The sequence below is a fragment of the Klebsiella sp. 1SOBk5mer genome, assembly GCF_046603115.1.
In the GTDB taxonomy this organism is placed as follows: domain Bacteria; phylum Pseudomonadota; class Gammaproteobacteria; order Enterobacterales; family Enterobacteriaceae; genus Klebsiella; species Klebsiella quasipneumoniae.
In genome coordinates this window covers 46,281-66,639 of sequence record NZ_JBKIUU010000017.1, presented here as the reverse complement: position 1 = coordinate 66,639, position 20,359 = coordinate 46,281, and the positions used below count along the sequence as shown (strand labels likewise).

Genomic DNA, 20,359 nt, shown 5'->3' with positions numbered 1-20,359 from the left:
GCGTATAGCATAGAGTTCTTAACCTGAACGACGACGATTGCGCGGTGGACCGCTGCGGCGCGGGCCGTTGCCTGGACGCGCACGGGTCAGTCGCAGCGGCTTAGGCAGGTCGGTCATCAGCGCGTCCGGGTTGTACTTGCTGACCGGAATTGAGTGACCAATATAGGTTTCGATAGCCGGCAGGTTCAGCGCATACTCTTCGCAGGCGAGGCTGATGGAGTGACCGCTGGCGCCAGCGCGACCGGTACGGCCAATGCGGTGAACGTAATCTTCGCAGTCGTCCGGCAGATCGTAGTTAAAGACGTGGGTCACGGCCGGAATGTGCAAGCCACGAGCGGCAACGTCAGTCGCGACCAGAATATCAAGGTCGCCGCGGGTAAATTCTTCGAGAATCCGCAGACGTTTTTTCTGCGCCACGTCGCCGGTCAGCAGACCTACGCGATGGCCGTCGGCGGCGAGATGGCCCCAGATATCTTCACAACGATGCTTGGTATTAGCGAAGACGATGGCGCGATCGGGCCACTCTTCTTCCAGCAGCGTCTGCAGCAGGCGCATTTTTTCTTCGTTGGACGGGTAGAAGAGCTCTTCTTTAATACGGTGGCCCGTTTTCTGTTCCGGCTCGACTTCAACGTACTCGGCGTTGTTCATTTGTTCGAACGCCAGTTCGCGTACGCGATAAGAAAGCGTCGCGGAGAACAGCATGTTCAGACGCTGAGTGGCCGGCGGCATGCGGCGGAACAGCCAGCGGATATCTTTAATAAAGCCGAGATCGTACATGCGATCGGCTTCGTCCAGCACGACGACCTGAATGGCGCCGAGGTTAATGTGGTTTTGCTTCGCGTAATCGATCAGACGACCGGTGGTACCGATCAGAATATCGACGCCGCTTTCCAGCACTTTCAGCTGCTTATCGTAGCCGTCGCCGCCGTAAGCCAGACCCAGCTTCAGACCGGTGGCCTGCGCCAGCGGTTCAGCGTCCGCGTGGATCTGTACCGCCAGTTCACGCGTCGGCGCCATAATCAGCGCGCGCGGCTGGTTAACCTGGCGATCGGCGATAGCCGGGTGAGAGAGAAGATAATGAAACGTCGACGTCAGGAACGCCATCGTTTTACCGGTACCGGTTTGCGCCTGCCCGGCGACATCGCGGCCTTCCAGCGTCAGCGGAAGGGCGAGGGCCTGAATAGGTGTGCAATTATGAAACCCTTTCTTTTCAAGGGCTTCAATGACTGCCGGGTGCAGGGCGAAGTCGGAAAACTTCTGTTCTGTTAAATGTGTTTTGCTCATAGTGTGGTAGAATATCAGCTAACTATTGCATTAAGAAAGCGTATCCGGTGAAATAACGTCAACCTTTCGTTGGCGGTGTACGAAATTATTCAAGGTACGTCTACGGTAACTGAACGAATCCAGGATAGCTTAGACCACTAAGCGAGCCGGGAGCGATAAATCTGCAATATGCAGTGCGCGTTCAGGTGACCCTGGCGTCAAAGGGTGGGTCCATGAGGGATCGCGCCAGTTGGCAGACCAGAGAATTGAGGTATCCTGAAGAATAGCGTGCATAACGTAGCCGCAGCGCGTCGTTGATGGCTACGACACCAACACACCAGGCTTATTCCTGTGGAGTTAAATATGAGCGATAAAATTATTCACCTGACTGACGACAGTTTTGACACGGACGTACTCAAGGCTGACGGGCTGACCCTCGTCGATTTCTGGGCAGAGTGGTGTGGTCCGTGCAAAATGATCGCCCCGATTCTGGATGAGATCGCTGAAGAGTATCAGGGCAAACTGACCGTAGCTAAGCTGAACATCGACCAGAACCCGGGCACCGCGCCGAAGTACGGCATTCGCGGCATCCCAACCCTGCTGCTGTTCAAAAACGGCGAAGTGGCGGCCACCAAAGTCGGCGCACTGTCCAAGGGTCAGCTGAAAGAGTTCCTCGACGCCAACCTGGCGTAAGCGAATTGCTGTTCCGGCGTCCAGATTCCTATTTTTTGCGGAACTCTGGACGCCCGGCTGGAGTCGTGCTAAGTTAATCCACAGACTTCGTTTTAAACATACCTTGTTTGAATCTTGTTTTACCCGAAGCATCCCGCAAAAAATGCGCGTGAAGCTATTAATTCCGGGCTTTTCACTCATTCCGTCTAGTCGTTTCAGTTCTGCGTTCTTTCCTGTGACCAGGCGACGTACAGACACGAGATGAAGGCCGTTAACAGGCATGGAAGTTCCTGCCATACCATTCACAACATTAAGTTCGAGATTTACCCCGAGTTTAAGAACCCACACCACTATGAATCTTACCGAATTAAAGAATACGCCGGTTTCTGAGCTGATTACTCTCGGCGAAAATATGGGGCTGGAAAACCTGGCTCGTATGCGTAAGCAGGATATTATTTTTGCCATCCTCAAGCAGCATTCGAAGAGTGGCGAAGATATCTTTGGCGACGGCGTACTGGAGATACTGCAGGATGGATTTGGATTCCTCCGCTCCGCAGACAGCTCCTACCTCGCCGGCCCTGACGACATCTACGTATCCCCCAGCCAAATCCGCCGTTTCAACCTCCGCACTGGTGACACCATTTCCGGTAAGATTCGTCCTCCGAAAGAGGGTGAGCGTTACTTTGCGCTGCTGAAAGTTAACGAAGTTAACTACGACAAGCCGGAAAACGCCCGTAACAAGATCCTGTTCGAGAACTTAACGCCGCTGCACGCGAATTCTCGTCTGCGTATGGAGCGTGGTAACGGTTCTACCGAAGACTTAACCGCTCGCGTACTGGATCTGGCTTCCCCGATTGGCCGCGGCCAGCGTGGTCTGATCGTCGCGCCGCCGAAAGCCGGTAAAACCATGCTGCTGCAGAACATCGCGCAGAGCATCGCTTACAACCATCCGGACTGCGTGCTGATGGTGCTGCTGATCGACGAACGTCCGGAAGAAGTGACCGAGATGCAGCGTCTGGTGAAAGGTGAAGTGGTTGCTTCCACCTTCGACGAACCGGCATCCCGTCACGTTCAGGTTGCTGAGATGGTTATCGAGAAAGCGAAACGTCTGGTTGAACACAAGAAAGACGTTATCATCCTGCTTGACTCCATTACCCGTCTGGCGCGCGCCTACAACACCGTGGTCCCGGCTTCCGGTAAAGTGCTGACCGGTGGTGTGGACGCCAACGCCCTGCACCGTCCGAAGCGTTTCTTCGGTGCGGCGCGTAACGTCGAAGAGGGCGGCAGCCTGACCATCATCGCCACGGCGCTGATCGACACCGGCTCCAAAATGGATGAAGTTATCTACGAAGAGTTTAAAGGCACCGGTAACATGGAGCTGCACCTCTCTCGTAAGATTGCCGAAAAACGTGTCTTCCCGGCTATCGATTACAACCGTTCCGGTACGCGAAAAGAAGAGCTGCTCACCACTCAGGAAGAGCTGCAGAAAATGTGGATCCTGCGCAAAATTATCCATCCGATGGGTGAGATCGACGCGATGGAGTTCCTCATTAATAAACTGGCAATGACTAAGACGAATGATGACTTCTTCGATATGATGAAGCGCTCGTAAGGTAAAAAAAGCCAAAAACGCCACGCCTTTGCGTGGCGTTTTCATTTTGGGATTTGTATGATCCAGAGACAGAGAAAGCGGGACGAAAGTTGTCGTATAATGGCGCCGGACAGCAGGCGGAGACAGCTTTAACAGACTAAAATCTATACAATAAATTTGTAATGTTCTGCTTTTCCCCTTCTGGAGTTGGGGCATCATCGCTATACTTCCCGGATTAACTATGCTGAGAGCACATGCGTTGTGAATTTACTCACTGCTATTACTGAATTAATCAGTATTTTCTTATTCACGACCCTCTTTATTTTTGTCGCGCGGAAAGTGGCAAAAAAGATTGGGTTAGTGGATAAACCAAACTATCGCAAACGGCATCAGGGGTTGATTCCGTTGGTCGGTGGTATCTCAGTTTATGCAGGCATCTGTTTCACCTTCGCCATCGCCGATTATTATATTCCTCACGCCTCGCTGTATCTGGCCTGTGCGGGGGTATTGGTGCTGGTTGGCGCGCTGGACGATCGCTTCGACATCAGCGTGAAAATTCGCGCGGTCATTCAGGCCGCGATCGCCGTGATTATGATGATGGCAGGGAATCTGCATCTGAGTAGTCTGGGCTTTATTTTTGGCTCGTGGGAGCTGGTGCTGGGGCCTTTCGGCTTCTTCCTCACTCTTTTTGCCGTCTGGGCCGCCATCAACGCGTTTAATATGGTCGATGGGATTGACGGCCTGCTCGGCGGCCTGTCATCCGTCTCCTTTGCGGCGACCGGGATCATCCTCTGGTTTGACGGTCAGTATAGCCTGGCGATGTGGTGTTTTGCGATGATCTCCGCCATTCTGCCCTATATTCTTCTTAATCTTGGCGCCCTCGGCCGCCGCTATAAAGTTTTTATGGGTGACGCCGGCAGCACCATGATTGGCTTCACCATCATCTGGATCCTGCTGGAAACCACACAAGGTAAAACGCATCCCATCAGCCCGGTCACCGCGCTGTGGATTATCGCTATCCCGTTGATGGATATGGTGGCGATTATGTATCGCCGCCTGCGTAAAGGCATGAGTCCTTTCTCACCGGACCGGCAGCATATTCATCATTTGATCATGCGCGCCGGGTTTACTTCCCGCCAGGCGTTCGTCCTGATCACCCTGGCCGCTGCCCTGCTGGCGCTGGTTGGCGTCGCGGCGGAATATACCCGCATTGTGCCGGAATGGGTGATGTTAATTCTCTTTTTGGTGGCCTTCTTCCTTTATGGCTACTGTATTAAGCGCGCCTGGAAAGTGGCGCGTCTGGTTAAGCGCATCAGACGCAGAATTCGGCGACACAGCGGCAATAATCCGAAACTAACCAAGTAAAGCTGGGGATGTGATGACTCAACCATTACCGGGAGCACAATCAGTGAACGTTGAGAACGAGCTGGATATTCGCGGGCTGTTTCGCGCTTTATGGGCAGGAAAAGGCTGGATAGTCGGCGGTGCTGTACTCTTCGCCGCTATCGTGTTGGTGTACACCTTCTTTGCTCGCCAGGAGTGGAGCGCCACGGCGATCACCGATCGGCCTACTGTCAACATGTTGGGGGGGTACTATTCCCAGCAGCAGTTCTTACGCAATCTGGATATCAAAGCCGACCTGGCCTCGGTAGATCAGCCTTCCGCCATGGATGAAGCGTATAAAGAGTTCATCATGCAGTTGGCCTCCTGGGATACCCGGCGTGATTTCTGGCTGCAAACGGACTACTACAAGCAGCGACAGTCGGGTAATGCTCGCGCCGATGCGGCGATGCTGGATGATTTAATTAACAATATCCAGTTTATGCCAGGCGATGCGGCCAAGAGCGTCAACGACAGCGTCAAACTGACCGCCGAGACCGGGCAGGATGCCAATAATTTGCTGCGCCAGTATGTGGCTTTCGCCAGCCAGCGGGCGGCTGGCCATCTTAACGACGAGCTCAAAGGCGCCTGGGCGGCGCGGACGGTACAAATGAAGGCGCAGGTGAAGCGCCAGGAAGAAGTGGCCGAGGCTATTTTCAACCGCCGGACCCACAGCGTGGAGCAAGCGCTGAAGGTCGCTCAGCAGCATAATATCTCGCGCAGCGAAACGGATGTTCCTGCCGATCAGTTGCCGGATTCAGAGCTATTTTTATTGGGCAGGCCGATGCTGCAGGCCAGACTGGAAAACCTGCAGGCCGTCGGACCGGAATATGACCTCGATTACGACCAGAATCGCGCCATGCTGAGCACGTTGAACGTCGGTCCAACGTTGGATCCGCGTTTTCAGACTTACCGGTATTTGCGAACGCCGGAAGAACCTGTAAAACGCGATAGCCCTCGCCGTGTATTTCTGATGGTGATGTGGGGGATTGTGGGTGCGCTCATCGGCGCAGGCGTGGCGTTATCGCGTCGTCGTGTCCTGTGATTGCGGCCTGTGGTGAAGGGCAAATGACCTTCATCGCCTAATCGAAGAGAATCGATGTGAAAGTACTAACTGTATTTGGCACGAGGCCGGAAGCCATCAAGATGGCTCCTCTGGTCCATGCGCTGGCAAAGGATCCTCATTTTGAGGCGAAAGTATGCGTGACCGCGCAGCATCGGGAGATGCTCGATCAGGTGTTGAAACTATTCTCCATCACCCCGGACTACGATCTTAACATCATGAAGCCGGGGCAGGGGCTCACCGAGATCACCTGCCGTATTCTTGAGGGGCTGAAGCCGGTTCTGGAGTCGTTTAAACCCGACGTGGTGCTGGTGCATGGCGATACCACCACCACGATGGCGGCGAGCCTGGCGGCGTTTTACCAGCGCATACCGGTGGGCCATGTAGAGGCGGGTCTGCGGACCGGCGATTTAAGTTCTCCGTGGCCGGAAGAGGGCAACCGTACGCTGACCGGGCATCTGGCGACGTACCATTTCGCCCCTACGGAAACCTCGCGGCAGAATCTGCTGCGGGAAAACATTGCCGACAGTCGCATCACGGTGACCGGGAATACGGTCATCGATGCCCTATTCTGGGTGCGCGATCGCGTTCTGGGCGATGAAGCGCTACGGGAGACCCTGCTGCAGCGCTATCCTTTCATTAGCCACGGTAAAAAAATGATTCTGGTTACCGGCCATCGGCGGGAAAGCTTTGGGCTCGGCTTTGAGCAGATCTGCCAGGCGCTGGCGGAGATAGCCCATACCCACCCTGAGGTGCAGATTGTCTATCCGGTTCACCTGAATCCTAACGTCAGCGAACCGGTGAACCGTATTCTCGGCCATATCGACAACGTGATGTTGATTGAACCGCAGGACTACCTGCCGTTCGTCTGGTTGATGGATCGGGCCTGGCTCATCCTGACCGATTCCGGTGGTATTCAGGAAGAGGCGCCTTCCCTGGGGAAACCGGTGCTGGTCATGCGCGATATGACCGAACGTCCGGAAGCGGTGGCCGCCGGTACCGTCTGTCTGGTGGGCACCGACAGCCAGCGCATCGTGGCGGAAGTCACGCGACTGCTGGAGGATGATGCCGCATACCAGGCGATGAGCCGCGCGCATAATCCTTATGGCGATGGCGAAGCATGTCGTCGAATTTTGTCTGCACTTAAAAATAATCAGGTAACGCTATGAGTTTTTCTACCATTTCAGTGATTGGCCTTGGCTATATCGGGCTGCCAACCGCTGCCGCGTTCGCCTCCCGGCAGAAGCGGGTGGTCGGCGTTGATGTCAATCAACATGCCGTGGAGACCATTAACCGTGGAGAGATTCATATCGTGGAGCCGGATCTGGCGAGCGTGGTGAAGACCGCGGTCGAGCAGGGATATTTAAGCGCCACCACCACCCCGGTGGCAGCGGATGCCTACCTGATTGCCGTGCCGACGCCGTTTAAAGATCGCCACGAGCCGGATATGGTGTTTGTCGAGTCGGCGGCTAAATCCATTGCGCCGACGTTAAAGAAAGGCTCGCTGGTGATCCTCGAGTCCACCTCGCCGGTCGGGTCGACCGAACAGATGGCTGAGTGGCTGGCGGAGATGCGCCCGGACCTCAGCTTTCCCCAGCAGGTGGGTGAAGCGGCGGACGTGAATATCGCCTACTGCCCGGAGCGGGTATTGCCCGGCCAGGTGATGGTCGAGCTGATTAAAAACGACCGCGTTATCGGCGGCATGTCGCCGGTCTGCTCCGCTCGCGCCAGCGAGCTGTATAAAATCTTCCTCGAAGGCGAATGTGTGGTGACCAACTCGCGTACCGCCGAGATGTGCAAGCTGACGGAAAACAGCTTCCGCGACGTCAACATCGCTTTTGCCAACGAGCTGTCGCTGATTTGCGCCGATCAGGCCATTAACGTCTGGGAACTGATCCGCCTGGCGAACCGCCATCCGCGAGTGAATATCCTGCAGCCGGGACCGGGCGTCGGCGGCCACTGTATCGCCGTCGACCCGTGGTTTATCGTGGCGCAAAACCCACAGCAGGCGCGTCTGATCCGCACGGCTCGTGAGGTCAACGACCACAAGCCGGAATGGGTTATCGAACAGGTGAAGGCGCAGGTAGCTGACTGCCTGAATGCCACCAACAAACGGGCCAGCGAGCTGACCATTGCCTGTTTTGGCCTCGCCTTTAAGCCGAATATTGACGACCTGCGCGAAAGCCCGGCAATGGAAATTGCCGCGCAGATTGCCCGCTGGCACAGCGGCACGACGCAGGTAGTTGAGCCCAACATTCACGCGCTGCCGAAGAAACTCGACGGTCTGTGTACGCTGGCGACCCTCGATGCGGCGCTGGCCAGCGCCGACGTGCTGGTGATGCTGGTCGATCACAATGAATTTAAAGCCGTTAGCGGCGACAGCGTCACCCAGGCGTATATCATCGACACCAAAGGAGTGTGGCGGTGAGAACCATTCTGGTCACCGGCGGCGCGGGCTTCATTGGTTCGGCGGTAGTGCGGGAGATTATCCAGCACACCGCCGATCGCGTGGTGGTGGTGGATAAACTGACCTACGCCGGCAATTTAATGTCGCTGGCGCCGGTGGCGCAGGATGCGCGTTTCGCCTTTGAACAGGTGGATATCTGCGACCGCGGCGAGCTGGACCGTATTTTCGTGCAGTATCAACCGGATACAGTGATGCACCTGGCGGCGGAAAGCCATGTCGATCGGTCGATTGACGGCCCGGCGGCATTTATTGAAACCAATATCGTGGGCACCTATACGCTGCTGGAGGCGGCCCGTAGCTGGTGGAATACGCTGGCTACGGCGCAAAAATCGGCGTTTCGCTTCCATCACATCTCCACCGATGAGGTGTATGGCGATCTGCACGGCAGCGATGATTTCTTTACCGAGACCACGCCCTATGCGCCAAGCAGCCCCTATTCGGCCTCGAAAGCCAGCAGCGACCACCTGGTGCGTGCCTGGCTGCGGACCTATGGCCTGCCGACGCTTATCACCAACTGCTCGAATAACTACGGCCCATATCACTTCCCCGAGAAGCTGATCCCGCTGACCATCCTCAACGCGCTGGCAGGCAAGCCGCTGCCAGTGTATGGCAATGGACAGCAGATCCGCGACTGGCTGTACGTGGAAGATCACGCCAGAGCGCTGTATCTGGTGGCGACCCGCGGCGAACCGGGCGAGACTTACAATATCGGCGGTCATAACGAGCGTAAAAACATCGAGGTGGTGGAAACCATTTGCGAATTGCTCGAAGCGCTGGCGCCGCATAAGCCGCAGGGCGTGGCGCACTATCGCGACCTGATCGCCTTTGTTGCCGATCGCCCGGGCCACGATCTGCGCTATGCCATTGATGCCTCGAAGATCGCCCGTGAGCTGGGCTGGACGCCGGCTGAGACCTTTGCCTCTGGTATGCGTAAGACCGTGGCGTGGTATCTGGCGAACGAGACATGGTGGCGCCAGGTTCAGGACGGAAGCTATCAGGGCGAGCGTCTTGGACTGCAAGGCTAATCATCTCTGGGGGGAATGATGAAAGGTATTATTCTGGCGGGGGGTTCCGGAACGCGACTGCATCCCATCACCCGCGGCGTGTCGAAGCAGCTGTTGCCGATCTACGATAAGCCGATGATCTACTACCCGCTGTCGGTATTAATGCTGGCCGGGATCCGTGAGATCCTGATCATCACCACGCCGGACGATCTGCGCGATTTTCAGCGCCTGCTCGGCGATGGCTCAGAGTTTGGCATTGCGCTGCACTATGCCGTACAGCCGACGCCGGATGGTTTAGCCCAGGCGTTTATCATCGGCGAAGCCTTTCTTAACGGCGAACCGGCGTGCCTGGTGTTAGGCGACAACATCTTCTTCGGCCAGAGCTTCAGCCCCAAGCTGCGCAGCGTGGCTGCCCGCACGGAAGGGGCGACGATTTTTGGCTATCAGGTGATGGATCCTGAGCGCTTTGGCGTGGTGGAGTTTGATGACAACTTTCGCGCGCTGTCGCTGGAAGAGAAGCCGAAGCAGCCGAAGTCGAACTGGGCGGTCACCGGTCTCTATTTCTACGATGGCAAGGTGGCGGAGTACGCCAAACGGGTCAAGCCATCCGAGCGCGGCGAACTGGAAATCACCTCCATCAACCAGATGTACCTTGAAGATGGCGCACTGACCGTCGAACTGCTTGGACGCGGCTTTGCGTGGCTGGATACCGGCACCCACGATAGCCTGATCGAGGCCAGCATGTTCGTGCAGACCGTCGAGAAGCGTCAGGGCTTCAAAATCGCCTGTCTGGAAGAGATCGGCTGGCGCAACGGCTGGCTGGACGACGACGGCGTCAAACACGCGGCGAAGCGGTTGGAAAAAACCGGCTACGGCCAATATCTGCTGGATCTGCTCCGTGCCCGTCCGCGCCAGTATTGATCCCCTGGAGTGGGAGAACCGCTTCTTTGCCGTTAACAGCGCCGTCGTTCACTTTGACGAGCATGCGCCGCGGCTGACGCCTGAGGCGCTGGCGGGGTGGTCGCGAGTGCAGGCGAAGGTAGCCGCCAGCGACACCGTCCGGCTCGACGCGCTGCAGCAGCTGGGTTTTCAGCTGGTGGAAGGCGAGGTCGATCTGGCGCTACCGGTGGGCAACCCTGCGGATGCGGGCGCCGACGTCGCCGTGGAGGCGGATATTGCGCCACTGCGCGAGCAGGCGGCGCAGGCCTTTGCGATGAGCCGCTTTCGCGCGCCCTGGTATGCTGCCGACGCCAGCGGCCGCTTCTATGCCCAGTGGATTGAAAATGCGGTGCGCGGCACCTTCGATCATCAGTGCCTGATTTACCGCCATCCAGAGGGCGATATTCGCGCCTTTGTCTCTCTGCGCCAGCTCAATGCCACCGAGGCGCGTATCGGCCTGCTGGCCGGACGCGGCGCCGGGGCGCAGCTGATGCAGGCGGCGCGGTACTGGGCCGCTTCGCGCGGACTTTCTACACTGCGGGTGGCGACCCAGATGGGCAACACCGCCGCGCTTAAACGTTATATTCTCAGCGGTGCTAATGTGGAAAGCACCGCCTACTGGCTATACAGGTGACCCCATGATCCCATTTAACGCGCCGCCGGTGGTTGGAACCGAGCTTGATTACATGCAGTCTGCGATGAACAGCGGCAAGCTGTGCGGCGACGGCGGCTTTACGCGCCGCTGCCAGCAGTGGATGGAGCAGCGTTTTGGCACGGCAAAAGCCCTGCTAACCCCTTCCTGCACGGCTTCGCTGGAGATGGCCGCGCTGCTGCTGGATATCCAGCCGGGCGACGAAGTGATTATGCCCAGCTATACCTTTGTCTCCACCGCCAATGCCTTTGTGCTGCGCGGGGCGAAAATCGTCTTCGTCGATATCCGTCGCGATACGATGAATATCGATGAAACGTTAATCGAAGCCGCTATCACCGATAAAACCCGGGCGATCGTCCCGGTGCACTATGCCGGCGTAGCCTGCGAGATGGATACCATCATGGCCATCGCCGACAAGTACAACCTGTTCGTGGTGGAAGACGCCGCGCAGGGGGTGATGTCCACCTACAAGGGGCGCGCGCTGGGCACCATCGGCCATATCGGCTGCTTCAGCTTCCATGAAACTAAAAACTACACCGCCGGCGGTGAGGGCGGGGCGACGCTGATCAACGATCGCACGCTGGTGGAACGTGCGGAGATCATTCGCGAAAAAGGCACCAACCGCAGCCAGTTCTTTCGTGGCCTGGTGGATAAATATACCTGGCGGGACATTGGCTCCAGCTATCTGATGTCCGACCTGCAGGCCGCCTATCTGTGGGCGCAGCTGGAAGCGGCGGAGCGCATCAACCAGCAGCGTCTGGCGCTGTGGCAGAATTACTATGACGCGCTGCTGCCGCTGGCCCGCGCGGGACGTATTGAACTGCCGACGGTCCCGGCTGACTGCGGGCAAAACGCGCACATGTTCTACATTAAGCTGCGCGATATCGAGGATCGCAGCAGGCTTATCGCCTGGCTGAAAGAGGCGGAGATCCTCGCGGTATTCCATTACATTCCCCTGCACAGCTGTCCGGCAGGCGAACACTTCGGCGAATTCCACGGTGAAGACCGCTATACCACCCAGGAGAGTGAGCGCCTGGTGCGCCTGCCGCTGTTTTACAATCTGTCTGTGGTGAACCAGCGGACGGTGATTAACTCGCTGCTGAGCTACTTCTCCTGATATGTCGTTAGCAAAAGCCTCATTGTGGACGGCGGCCTCGACGCTGGTCAAAATCGGCGCCGGGCTGTTGGTCGTCAAGCTGCTGGCCGTCTCGTTTGGGCCCGCGGGCGTTGGTCAGGCCGGTAACTTCCGGCAACTGGTCACCGTGCTCGGCGTGCTGGCCGGGGCCGGGATATTTAACGGCGTCACGAAGCTGGTGGCTCAGCATCACGACGATCCCCCGCGCCTGAAGCAGGTGGTGGGCACCTCGTCGGCGATGGTGCTTGGCTTTTCCACGCTGCTGGCGCTGGTGTTTTTACTGGCGGCGGCGCCGATAAGCCAGGGGCTGTTCGGTCATACTCATTATCAGAATCTGGTACGGCTGGTGGCGCTGGTGCAGATGGGGATCGCCTGGGCGAACTTCCTGCTGGCGCTGATGAAAGGCTTTCGCGATGCGGCGGGAAACGCCTTCTCGCTGATTGCCGGCAGCCTGATTGGCGTGGCGGCCTATTATGCCTGTTACTACTTCGGTGGTTACCAGGGGGCGCTGCTGGGGCTGGCGTTAGTGCCGGCGCTGGTGGTGATCCCGGCGGGCATCATGCTCTGGCGGCGGGGTAATATTCCGCTGAGCGCCCTGCGTCCGCGCTGGGATAACGGTCTGGCGGGACAGCTATCGAAATTTACCCTGATGGCGCTGATAACCTCAGTGACCCTGCCGGTGGCTTATGTGATGATGCGTAATCTGCTGGCGGCGCATTATGGCTGGGAGGCGGTCGGTATCTGGCAGGGGGTGAGCAGTATCTCCGATGCCTATCTGCAGTTTATTACCGCCTCGTTCAGCGTCTATCTCCTGCCGACGCTGTCGCGGCTGAGCGCCAAAACGGATATCACCCGCGAGATAGTCAAGTCGCTGAAATTCGTCCTGCCGGCAGTGGCGGCGGCGAGCCTGACGGTCTGGCTGCTGCGCGATTTTGCCATCTGGCTGCTGTTTTCCGATCGCTTTACCGCGATGCGTGACCTGTTCGCCTGGCAGTTGGTGGGCGACGTTTTAAAAGTAGGCGCCTACGTCTATGGCTATCTGGTGATCGCTAAAGCGTCGCTGCGTTTTTATATTCTGACGGAAATCAGCCAGTTCACGCTGCTGACCGCATTCTCACACTGGCTTATACCGGCGCACGGCGCGGTTGGCGCGGCGCAGGCGTATATGGCCACTTATATTGTTTATTTCGCCCTTTGTAGTGGCGTGTTTTTACTCTGGCGTAAACGGGCATGACAGCACTGATACATGTACTGGGATCGGATATCCCGCATCATAACCAGACCGTACTGCGGTTCTTTAACGACGAACTGGCCGCCGATCCGCAGGCCAGGAGATTTATGGTCGTCGGTGATGAGGCCAGCGTGCGTGATAGGTATCCGGCGCTGGACATCACCTGCTATCCGGGGAAGAAGTCGCTGGCGCAGGCGGTGATTGCGCAAGCCAAAGCCAACCGTCAGCAGCGCTTTTTCTTCCACGGCCAGTTCAATACCGGCCTGTGGCTGGCGCTGTTGAGCGGCGGTATCCGCCCATCGCAGTTTAACTGGCATATCTGGGGGGCGGATCTGTATGAAAACGCGACCAGCCTGAAGTTCCGCCTGTTCTATCCGCTGCGCCGCCTGGCGCAGGGGCGGGTAGGGCGCGTTTTCGCCACCCGCGGCGATCTTAGCTGGTTCGCTAACCGCCATCCGCGTGTTCCGGGCGAACTGCTCTACTTCCCGACCCGTATGGATCCGGCGCTGAATACCCTGGCCGAAAACGCGCCGCGCGGCGACACGCTGACCATTCTGGTGGGCAACTCCGGGGATCGCAGCAATGAACATATTGCCGCGCTGAAGGCTATCCATCAGCAGTTTGGCGATACGGTAAACGTCATCGTGCCGATGGGCTATCCGGCGAATAACGAGGCCTATATCAATGAGGTTCGTGAGGCGGGGGCGGCGCTGTTTAGTCGCGAGCATCTGCAGATCCTCAGCGAGAAGCTTGAGTTTCATGATTATCTGGCGCTGCTGCGCCGCTGCGATCTGGGCTATTTCCTGTTTGCGCGTCAGCAGGGGATCGGCACCTTGTGCCTGTTGATTCAGGCGGGCATTCCCTGCGTGCTCAACCGCGAAAACCCATTCTGGCAGGATATGACCGAGCAGCATGTGCCGGTGCTGTTCACCAGCGATGCGCTGGACGTCAGCGTGGTGCGCGAAGCGCAGCGCCAGCTGGCGAGCGTGGATAAGTCGGGTATCGCTTTCTTCCGGCCGAACTATCTGACGGGCTGGCAGCGGGCGCTACGGTTAGCGGCGGAGGGGCAGGCATGACGTTAATGCAATTTAGCGGGCTGCTGGTGGTCTGGCTGCTGTCGACGCTGTTTATCGCCACCGCCACCTGGTTTGAGTTCCGTCGGGTACGCTTCAACTTCAACGTCTTTTTCTCGTTGCTGTTTCTGCTGACCTTTTTCTTCGGTTTCCCGCTGACCAGTATTCTGGTGTTCCGCTTTGACGTCAGCGTGGCGCCGCCGGAGATTTTGCTGCAGACGCTGCTGATCGCGGTGTGCTTCTACGCGATCTACTACGTGACCTATAAAACGCGGCTGCGTCCGGCATCGCGTGAGGTTACGCGTCGGCCGCTGTTTACCATGAACCGGGTGGAAACCCATCTGGCGTGGGGCATACTGATGGGGCTGGCGCTGCTGTGCGTCGGCATCTTCTTCGCCCACAATGGTTTCCTGCTGTTTAAGCTCAACTCCTACAGCCAGATTTTCTCTGCTGAAGTCTCCGGCGTGGCGTTGAAGCGCTTCTTCTACTTCTTTATTCCGGCGATGCTGGTGGTCTATTTCCTGCGCCAGGATTATAAGGCGTGGATTTTCTTCCTCGTCAGCACCGTGGCCTTTGGTCTGCTGACCTACGCTATCGTCGGCGGGACTCGCGCCAATATCATCATCGCCTTCGCCATCTTCCTGTTTATCGGCATTATTCGCGGCTGGATCAGCTTGTGGATGCTGGCTGCGGCGGGCGTGCTGGGCATCGTCGGCATGTTCTGGCTGGCGCTGAAGCGCTACGGGATGAACGTCAGCGGCGACGAAGCGTTTTATACCTTCCTCTATCTCACACGCGATACCTTCTCGCCGTGGGAGAACCTGGCGCTGCTGCTGCAAAACTATGACAAGATCGATTTCCAGGGGCTGGCGCCGATGATCCGCGACTTCTACGTCTTTATCCCCAGCTGGATGTGGCACGGTCGTCCGACGATGGTGCTCAATACCGCCAACTACTTCACCTGGGAAGTGTTAAACAACCATTCGGGGCTGGCGATTTCGCCGACGCTGATTGGCTCGCTGGTGGTGATGGGCGGCGTCTGGTTTGTGCCGCTGGGCGCTGTGGCGGTCGGGTTGATTATTAAATGGTTCGACTGGCTGTATGAGCTCGGCAACCGGGAGAGCAATCGCTATAAAGCGGCAATCCTGCATAGTTTCTGTTTCGGCGCTATCTTCAACATGATAGTGCTGGCGCGCGAGGGGCTGGATTCGTTCGGCTCCCGCGTGGTGTTTTTCCTCGTGATCTTTGGTATCTGCTTGCTGGCGGCGAAACTGCTGTACTGGTTCCTGGATAGCGTGGGACTGATTCATAAGCGCGTAAAACCGCTTTCGCAACCGCAAGTCTGAGAAGGATGGACATGACTGGGACCATTTCCGCGCCGTTGTACCTGTTAAGAGGGCTGCAGCTCATAGGCTGGCGCGATATGCAGCACGCTCTGGATTATTTGTATGCCGACGGCGTTCTCCGGGAGGGGACGCTGGTGGCGATTAATGCCGAGAAAATGCTGGCCGTAGAGGATAACCCCGAGGTGCGGGCGCTGATTGAGGCGGCGGAGTTTAAATATGCGGATGGCATCAGCGTGGTACGTTCGCTGCGTAAAAAATATCCGCAGGCCCAGGTGTCCCGCGTGGCGGGAGCCGATCTCTGGGAAGCGTTAATGCAGCGCGCCGGCGCTGAAGGCACTCCGGTGTTTTTGGTCGGCGGTAAACCTGAAGTCCTGGCGCAGACGGCGTCCAGCCTGCGCCAGCGCTGGCAGGTGAATATCGTCGGCAGCCAGGACGGCTATTTTGCGCCTGAGCAACGGCAGGCATTGTTCGAACGCATTCGCGACAGCGGGGCGAAAATCGTCACCGTTGCCATGGGGTCCCCGCGTCAGGAGGTCTTTATGCGCGACTGTCGGCGCCTGTACCCGCACGCGCTGTATATGGGCGTCGGCGGCACTTACGATGTTTTCACCGGGCACGTTCATCGGGCGCCGAAGTTCTGGCAGGATCTGGGGCTGGAGTGGTTTTACCGCCTGGTTTCCCAGCCGAGCCGGATTAAAAGGCAGGCCCGGCTGCTACGATATTTACGTTGGCATTACACCAATAAACTCTAATATTCCTCTGCATTCTGGCGAGTTTGTGTCCATTTTCTGTTTAATGTCTTTACTCGCCTGATACTTTATTTGCCATTTCCATAAAATTCATTAACCATTCACAGGCTTCATACGCGCGGGGGGAGACCTGCGCGTCGGCAAGGCTATGAGTTCAGTTAATAACAATAACCGGGAGTACCCGGAATACGGCAAACACAAGAGGATATATGACTGAGAAAAAAGCGGAGCTCCAGCGTGGACTGGAGGCCCGGCATATTGAACTGATCGCCCTTGGGGGGACGATTGGCGTGGGGTTGTTTATGGGGGCGGCCAGTACCCTGAAGTGGGCTGGGCCTTCCGTGCTGCTGGCGTACATTATCGCTGGCCTGTTCGTCTTTTTCATTATGCGCTCAATGGGCGAAATGCTGTTCCTTGAGCCCGTCACCGGCTCCTTCGCAGTGTATGCGCATCGCTATATGAGCCCCTTCTTCGGCTACCTGACCGCCTGGTCGTACTGGTTTATGTGGATGGCGGTGGGCATCTCTGAGATTACCGCCATCGGCGTCTATGTGCAGTTCTGGTTCCCGGAGATGGCGCAGTGGATCCCGGCGTTAATTGCCGTGGGGCTGGTGGCGCTGGCTAACCTCGCGGCGGTCCGGCTGTACGGTGAAATCGAGTTCTGGTTCGCCATGATTAAAGTGACCACCATTATCGTGATGATCGTCGTGGGCCTGGGCGTCATTTTCTTCGGCTTTGGCAACGGCGGCCACTCCATCGGTTTTGGCAACCTGACCGAACATGGCGGCTTCTTTGCCGGCGGCTGGAAGGGCTTCCTGACGGCGCTGTGTATCGTGGTCGCGTCCTATCAGGGCGTGGAGCTCATCGGCATTACCGCTGGTGAAGCGAAAAATCCGCAGGTCACACTGCGCAGCGCGGTGGGCAAAGTGCTGTGGCGGATCCTGATTTTCTACGTCGGCGCGATTTTCGTTATCGTCACCATCTTCCCATGGGATCAAATCGGCTCCAACGGCAGCCCGTTCGTACTGACGTTTGCCAAAATCGGTATTACCGCCGCGGCGGGGATTATCAACTTTGTGGTGCTGACGGCGGCGCTTTCCGGCTGCAACAGCGGGATGTACAGCTGCGGACGTATGCTGTACGCCCTGGCGAAGAACCGTCAGCTGCCGGCGGCGATCGGTAAGGTATCGCGCAACGGCGTTCCGGCCATCGGCGTGGCGCTGTCTATTCTGATCCTGCTGGTAGGCTCCTGCCTGAATTACATCATTCCTAATCCGCAACGGGTGTTTGTCTATGTCTATAGCGCCAGCGTCCTGCCGGGGATGGTGCCCTGGTTTGTGATCCTGATTAGTCAGCTGCGTTTCCGTCGCGTACATCGGGCAGCGATAGCCAGCCATCCGTTCCGTTCGCTGCTGTTTCCGTGGGCCAACTATTTCACCATGGCTTTCCTGATCTGCGTGCTGATCGGGATGGGGCTGAATGATGAAACCCGGATGTCGCTCTTTGTCGGCATTATTTTCCTTGCTGCCGTTACCCTGATTTATAAGGTGTTTGGCCTTGGAAGGCGGGGGCAAGTCAATAATACGGCTGAATAAGCGCCAAAACGAACAAAGCATGAGCAAACGATAATTTTCTTTTAAAAGGCACTAGACAGCGGGGGAGGAAGTCCGTATTATCCGACCCCGCAACGGCGCTAAGCGCCCGTAGCTCAGCTGGATAGAGCGCTGCCCTCCGGAGGCAGAGGTCTCAGGTTCGAATCCTGTCGGGCGCACCATTAACCCGGTGCTGGAGCTGCGGTGGTTTTAATACCGCGTAAAAGGTTTGCAGTGGTGGCTATAGCTCAGTTGGTAGAGCCCTGGATTGTGATTCCAGTTGTCGTGGGTTCGAATCCCATTAGCCACCCCATTATTTGATAGAGTTGTGAATTTGCGAAGGTGGCGGAATTGGTAGACGCGCTAGCTTCAGGTGTTAGTGTTCTTACGGACGTGGGGGTTCAAGTCCCCCCCCTCGCACCACGACTTTAACGAATTGAACTAAAAATTCAAAAAGCAGTATTTCGGCGAGTAGCGCAGCTTGGTAGCGCAACTGGTTTGGGACCAGTGGGTCGGAGGTTCGAATCCTCTCTCGCCGACCAATTTTGAACCCCGCTTCGGCGGGGTTTTTTGTTTTCTGTGACTTCCTGCCATGACTTATTTCCCTGATCTTGCTGATAAAAAATCTTCTCTTTGCTTAAGAATACGCGTCAGGAAAACTCTCAATTCATCACTGTGGTAGATGCAATTTCCCTGGATCCTGTGCGATAATAATCGGGTAGATGCTCATTCCATCTCTTATGTTCGCCTTTGTGCCTCATAAACTCCGGAATGATGCAGAGCCGTTCTTACGGTGCTTATCGTCCACTGACAGATGTCGCATTTATGCCTCATCAAACACCATGGACATTACGTTGAGTGAAGCACCCAATTTGTTGTCAAACAGACCTGTTTTAACGCCTGCCCTGATTTCAGCGCAGGCGTTTTTTTCTTTCAGGGGGATCGTCAACGGGAAGGCGGGGGAGAAGGGCTATCGCCCCGCAGGAGGCGACAGCCAGGTGAGGTTATTGCTGAGGGTTATTCTGCAGCGTCAGCAGCAGACCATCGCGGCGCATGGTAGCCGCTTCCTCCGGTTGATGGAGACGATCCAGAGCATCCGCCAGCCAGGCGTAATCAAAGGCATCCGGACGCTGCTTAAGCGCGGCGCGGAAGGCGATGCTGGCCTCCTGCCATTCGCCGTGCCGCATCAGCGACTGGCCCAGGGTGCTCCACAGCAGCGGACGATCGCCAACGGCTTTGATCTGCTGGCGCAGTACTTTCTCCAGCTGTTCCGGGTTATTGGTCTTCAGGCGCGGGATCGGCATCACCAGACGGTCGTCATACTGTTTCTTCAGACCATCAATAATAATTTGCTGCGCGGTATCGTGATCGTCGCTCTCGATGAGGCGCTCGGCCATCGCCACCTGCAGCGGCACCAGCGCCCGCGTTTTACGGCTCTGGTTGCGCCACCATTCGCGCAGCCCCTCGCTGCCGCCGTCGGCCAGCGCTTTGTCCATCAGGCCAACCCATGCCAGCTGTTCCAGCGCGGCGCGGTGCTCTTCATCGCCGACATTAGCTTTCGCCATCGACGGAATGATATCCAGCAGCGACTGCCAGGCGCCGGTACGGGTATAAGCCTGTTCGGCGAGGCGCAGCACTTCCGGATGACGCGGGGTGATTTCCAGTAGCTTATCGATGCCATGACGCGCGGCGTGATTTTCATTGCGCGCCAGCTGCAGGCGAACGCGGGTGATTTCAACCGGGATCAGGTCATCGCCCGCCAGGTCGGTGGCGCGCTCCAGATGCTGGTTAGCCCGCGCTTCATCGCCGCGCTGCTGGGCCGCTTCCGCCGCCAGCAGATAGTTCACCACCGGCTGTTCGGCGTGATCGGCGTTTTTCGCCATCAGCTTCTCAACCTGCTGGTAATCACCTTCCGCCAGCTTAAGCAGCGCCTGCTCGGTTTGCTTACGCGCACGACGGCGTTTACGGCCGACAAACCAGCCGCGCGTATGCGCCCCGGTGCGGAAAATGCGGCGCAGCAGCCATTCAATGGCGAACAGCACCACCATGGCGAGGATCAGGATGATCACCAGCCCGGTCACGCTGGTCTCGATATTGTAATTATCGGTCTGGATCAGGACGTAGCCCTGATGCCCGGCGATCATCGGGCCAAGCACGATCCCGGCGATCAACAGTGCGAAGAGTAAAAGAATTTTCAGCATG

17 protein-coding genes and 4 tRNA genes are annotated in these 20,359 nt (G+C 57.2%); 19 read left to right on the top strand and 2 right to left on the bottom strand.

Annotated elements, in window-relative coordinates:
• Nucleotides 1–18: 18 nt before the first annotated feature.
• Entirely contained in the window at nt 19–1,284 is a 1,266-nt protein-coding gene (gene rhlB / locus ACLH1U_RS24015) for an ATP-dependent RNA helicase RhlB (RefSeq protein ID WP_023291550.1), read from the bottom strand.
• A 342-nt stretch (nt 1,285–1,626) separates the two neighbouring features.
• Between rhlB and trxA the strand changes: the two genes are divergently transcribed.
• The 19 genes from trxA to ACLH1U_RS23920 all read left to right on the top strand — a co-directional run bounded on the left by trxA (nt 1,627) and on the right by ACLH1U_RS23920 (nt 18,699).
• Nucleotides 1,627–1,956: a thioredoxin TrxA gene (gene trxA, locus ACLH1U_RS24010; protein WP_002883224.1), complete on the top strand. Its 330-nt coding sequence runs from the start codon at nt 1,627–1,629 to the stop codon at nt 1,954–1,956.
• Nucleotides 1,957–2,287: 331 nt separating this feature from the next.
• Complete coding sequence (rho, locus tag ACLH1U_RS24005) at nt 2,288–3,547, top strand: transcription termination factor Rho (protein ID WP_002883293.1); 1,260 nt, start codon at nt 2,288–2,290, stop codon at nt 3,545–3,547.
• A gap of 240 nt (nt 3,548–3,787) precedes the next feature.
• A complete protein-coding gene (gene wecA / locus ACLH1U_RS24000; RefSeq protein ID WP_411299486.1) occupies nt 3,788–4,891 on the top strand; it encodes a UDP-N-acetylglucosamine--undecaprenyl-phosphate N-acetylglucosaminephosphotransferase in 1,104 nt (367 codons plus the stop codon).
• A 13-nt stretch (nt 4,892–4,904) separates the two neighbouring features.
• Nucleotides 4,905–5,951 (top strand): ECA polysaccharide chain length modulation protein, encoded by a 1,047-nt coding sequence (gene wzzE, locus ACLH1U_RS23995; protein ID WP_032429045.1) that lies wholly within the window; start codon nt 4,905–4,907, stop codon nt 5,949–5,951.
• A gap of 56 nt (nt 5,952–6,007) precedes the next feature.
• Nucleotides 6,008–7,138 carry a non-hydrolyzing UDP-N-acetylglucosamine 2-epimerase gene (gene wecB / locus ACLH1U_RS23990; RefSeq protein WP_071997580.1) on the top strand — a complete coding sequence of 377 codons (1,131 nt, stop codon included), beginning with the start codon at nt 6,008–6,010 and terminating at the stop codon, nt 7,136–7,138.
• A complete protein-coding gene (gene wecC / locus ACLH1U_RS23985) occupies nt 7,135–8,397 on the top strand; it encodes a UDP-N-acetyl-D-mannosamine dehydrogenase (RefSeq protein WP_050534268.1) in 1,263 nt (420 codons plus the stop codon). Before wecB ends, wecC begins: the two co-directional genes overlap by 4 nt.
• The gene (gene rffG / locus ACLH1U_RS23980; RefSeq protein ID WP_032454503.1) at nt 8,394–9,461 is read left to right on the top strand and encodes a dTDP-glucose 4,6-dehydratase; all 1,068 of its coding nucleotides are present in this window, start codon (nt 8,394–8,396) and stop codon (nt 9,459–9,461) included. Before wecC ends, rffG begins: the two co-directional genes overlap by 4 nt.
• Nucleotides 9,462–9,479: 18 nt before the next feature.
• Entirely contained in the window at nt 9,480–10,361 is an 882-nt protein-coding gene (gene rfbA / locus ACLH1U_RS23975) for a glucose-1-phosphate thymidylyltransferase RfbA (RefSeq protein ID WP_023291555.1), read from the top strand.
• Nucleotides 10,339–11,013, top strand: coding sequence for a dTDP-4-amino-4,6-dideoxy-D-galactose acyltransferase (gene rffC, locus ACLH1U_RS23970; RefSeq protein ID WP_023291556.1), 675 nt, complete (start codon nt 10,339–10,341; stop codon nt 11,011–11,013). Before rfbA ends, rffC begins: the two co-directional genes overlap by 23 nt.
• Before the next feature lie 4 nt (nt 11,014–11,017).
• Nucleotides 11,018–12,148 (top strand): dTDP-4-amino-4,6-dideoxygalactose transaminase, encoded by a 1,131-nt coding sequence (rffA, locus tag ACLH1U_RS23965; protein ID WP_044521751.1) that lies wholly within the window; start codon nt 11,018–11,020, stop codon nt 12,146–12,148.
• Between the two features lies 1 nt (nt 12,149).
• The gene (gene wzxE, locus ACLH1U_RS23960) at nt 12,150–13,400 is read left to right on the top strand and encodes a lipid III flippase WzxE (protein WP_032454508.1); all 1,251 of its coding nucleotides are present in this window, start codon (nt 12,150–12,152) and stop codon (nt 13,398–13,400) included.
• The gene (locus tag ACLH1U_RS23955) at nt 13,397–14,473 is read left to right on the top strand and encodes a TDP-N-acetylfucosamine:lipid II N-acetylfucosaminyltransferase (RefSeq protein WP_085551883.1); all 1,077 of its coding nucleotides are present in this window, start codon (nt 13,397–13,399) and stop codon (nt 14,471–14,473) included. The genes wzxE and ACLH1U_RS23955 overlap by 4 nt, the downstream gene beginning before the upstream one ends.
• On the top strand, nt 14,470–15,816 hold the full coding sequence (gene wzyE / locus ACLH1U_RS23950) for an ECA oligosaccharide polymerase (RefSeq protein WP_032454510.1): 1,347 nt from the start codon (nt 14,470–14,472) through the stop codon (nt 15,814–15,816). The genes ACLH1U_RS23955 and wzyE overlap by 4 nt, the downstream gene beginning before the upstream one ends.
• A gap of 11 nt (nt 15,817–15,827) precedes the next feature.
• Nucleotides 15,828–16,568, top strand: a complete 741-nt coding sequence (gene wecG, locus ACLH1U_RS23945) for a lipopolysaccharide N-acetylmannosaminouronosyltransferase (RefSeq protein WP_085551884.1) — start codon at nt 15,828–15,830, stop codon at nt 16,566–16,568.
• Between the two features lie 206 nt (nt 16,569–16,774).
• On the top strand, nt 16,775–18,160 hold the full coding sequence (thrP, locus tag ACLH1U_RS23940; RefSeq protein WP_085551885.1) for a bifunctional threonine/serine APC transporter ThrP: 1,386 nt from the start codon (nt 16,775–16,777) through the stop codon (nt 18,158–18,160).
• 102 nt (nt 18,161–18,262) lie between these two features.
• Nucleotides 18,263–18,339, top strand: a tRNA-Arg gene (locus ACLH1U_RS23935).
• 55 nt (nt 18,340–18,394) lie between these two features.
• Nucleotides 18,395–18,470: transfer RNA gene (locus ACLH1U_RS23930), tRNA-His, on the top strand.
• 23 nt (nt 18,471–18,493) lie between these two features.
• Nucleotides 18,494–18,580, top strand: a tRNA-Leu gene (locus ACLH1U_RS23925).
• Nucleotides 18,581–18,622: 42 nt separating this feature from the next.
• Nucleotides 18,623–18,699 (top strand) — tRNA-Pro (locus ACLH1U_RS23920).
• Between the two features lie 462 nt (nt 18,700–19,161).
• Here ACLH1U_RS23920 and hemY read toward each other — a convergent pair.
• Nucleotides 19,162–20,358: a protoheme IX biogenesis protein HemY gene (gene hemY / locus ACLH1U_RS23915; protein WP_023291562.1), complete on the bottom strand. Its 1,197-nt coding sequence runs from the start codon at nt 20,356–20,358 to the stop codon at nt 19,162–19,164.
• Nucleotide 20,359 lies beyond the last annotated feature (1 nt).

Bases quoted from the DNA above. Each gene is read 5' to 3' on its own strand.
- rhlB (WP_023291550.1), bottom strand. From the start codon at position 1,284: ATGAGCAAAACACATTTAACAGAACAGAAGTTTTCCGACTTCGCCCTG.
- trxA (WP_002883224.1), top strand. From the start codon at position 1,627: ATGAGCGATAAAATTATTCACCTGACTGACGACAGTTTTGACACGGAC.
- rho (WP_002883293.1), top strand. From the start codon at position 2,288: ATGAATCTTACCGAATTAAAGAATACGCCGGTTTCTGAGCTGATTACT.
- wzzE (WP_032429045.1), top strand. From the start codon at position 4,905: ATGACTCAACCATTACCGGGAGCACAATCAGTGAACGTTGAGAACGAG.
- wecC (WP_050534268.1), top strand. From the start codon at position 7,135: ATGAGTTTTTCTACCATTTCAGTGATTGGCCTTGGCTATATCGGGCTG.
- rfbA (WP_023291555.1), top strand. From the start codon at position 9,480: ATGAAAGGTATTATTCTGGCGGGGGGTTCCGGAACGCGACTGCATCCC.
- rffA (WP_044521751.1), top strand. From the start codon at position 11,018: ATGATCCCATTTAACGCGCCGCCGGTGGTTGGAACCGAGCTTGATTAC.
- wzxE (WP_032454508.1), top strand. From the start codon at position 12,150: ATGTCGTTAGCAAAAGCCTCATTGTGGACGGCGGCCTCGACGCTGGTC.
- ACLH1U_RS23955 (WP_085551883.1), top strand. From the start codon at position 13,397: ATGACAGCACTGATACATGTACTGGGATCGGATATCCCGCATCATAAC.
- wzyE (WP_032454510.1), top strand. From the start codon at position 14,470: ATGACGTTAATGCAATTTAGCGGGCTGCTGGTGGTCTGGCTGCTGTCG.
- wecG (WP_085551884.1), top strand. From the start codon at position 15,828: ATGACTGGGACCATTTCCGCGCCGTTGTACCTGTTAAGAGGGCTGCAG.
- thrP (WP_085551885.1), top strand. From the start codon at position 16,775: ATGACTGAGAAAAAAGCGGAGCTCCAGCGTGGACTGGAGGCCCGGCAT.
- hemY (WP_023291562.1), bottom strand. From the start codon at position 20,358: ATGCTGAAAATTCTTTTACTCTTCGCACTGTTGATCGCCGGGATCGTG.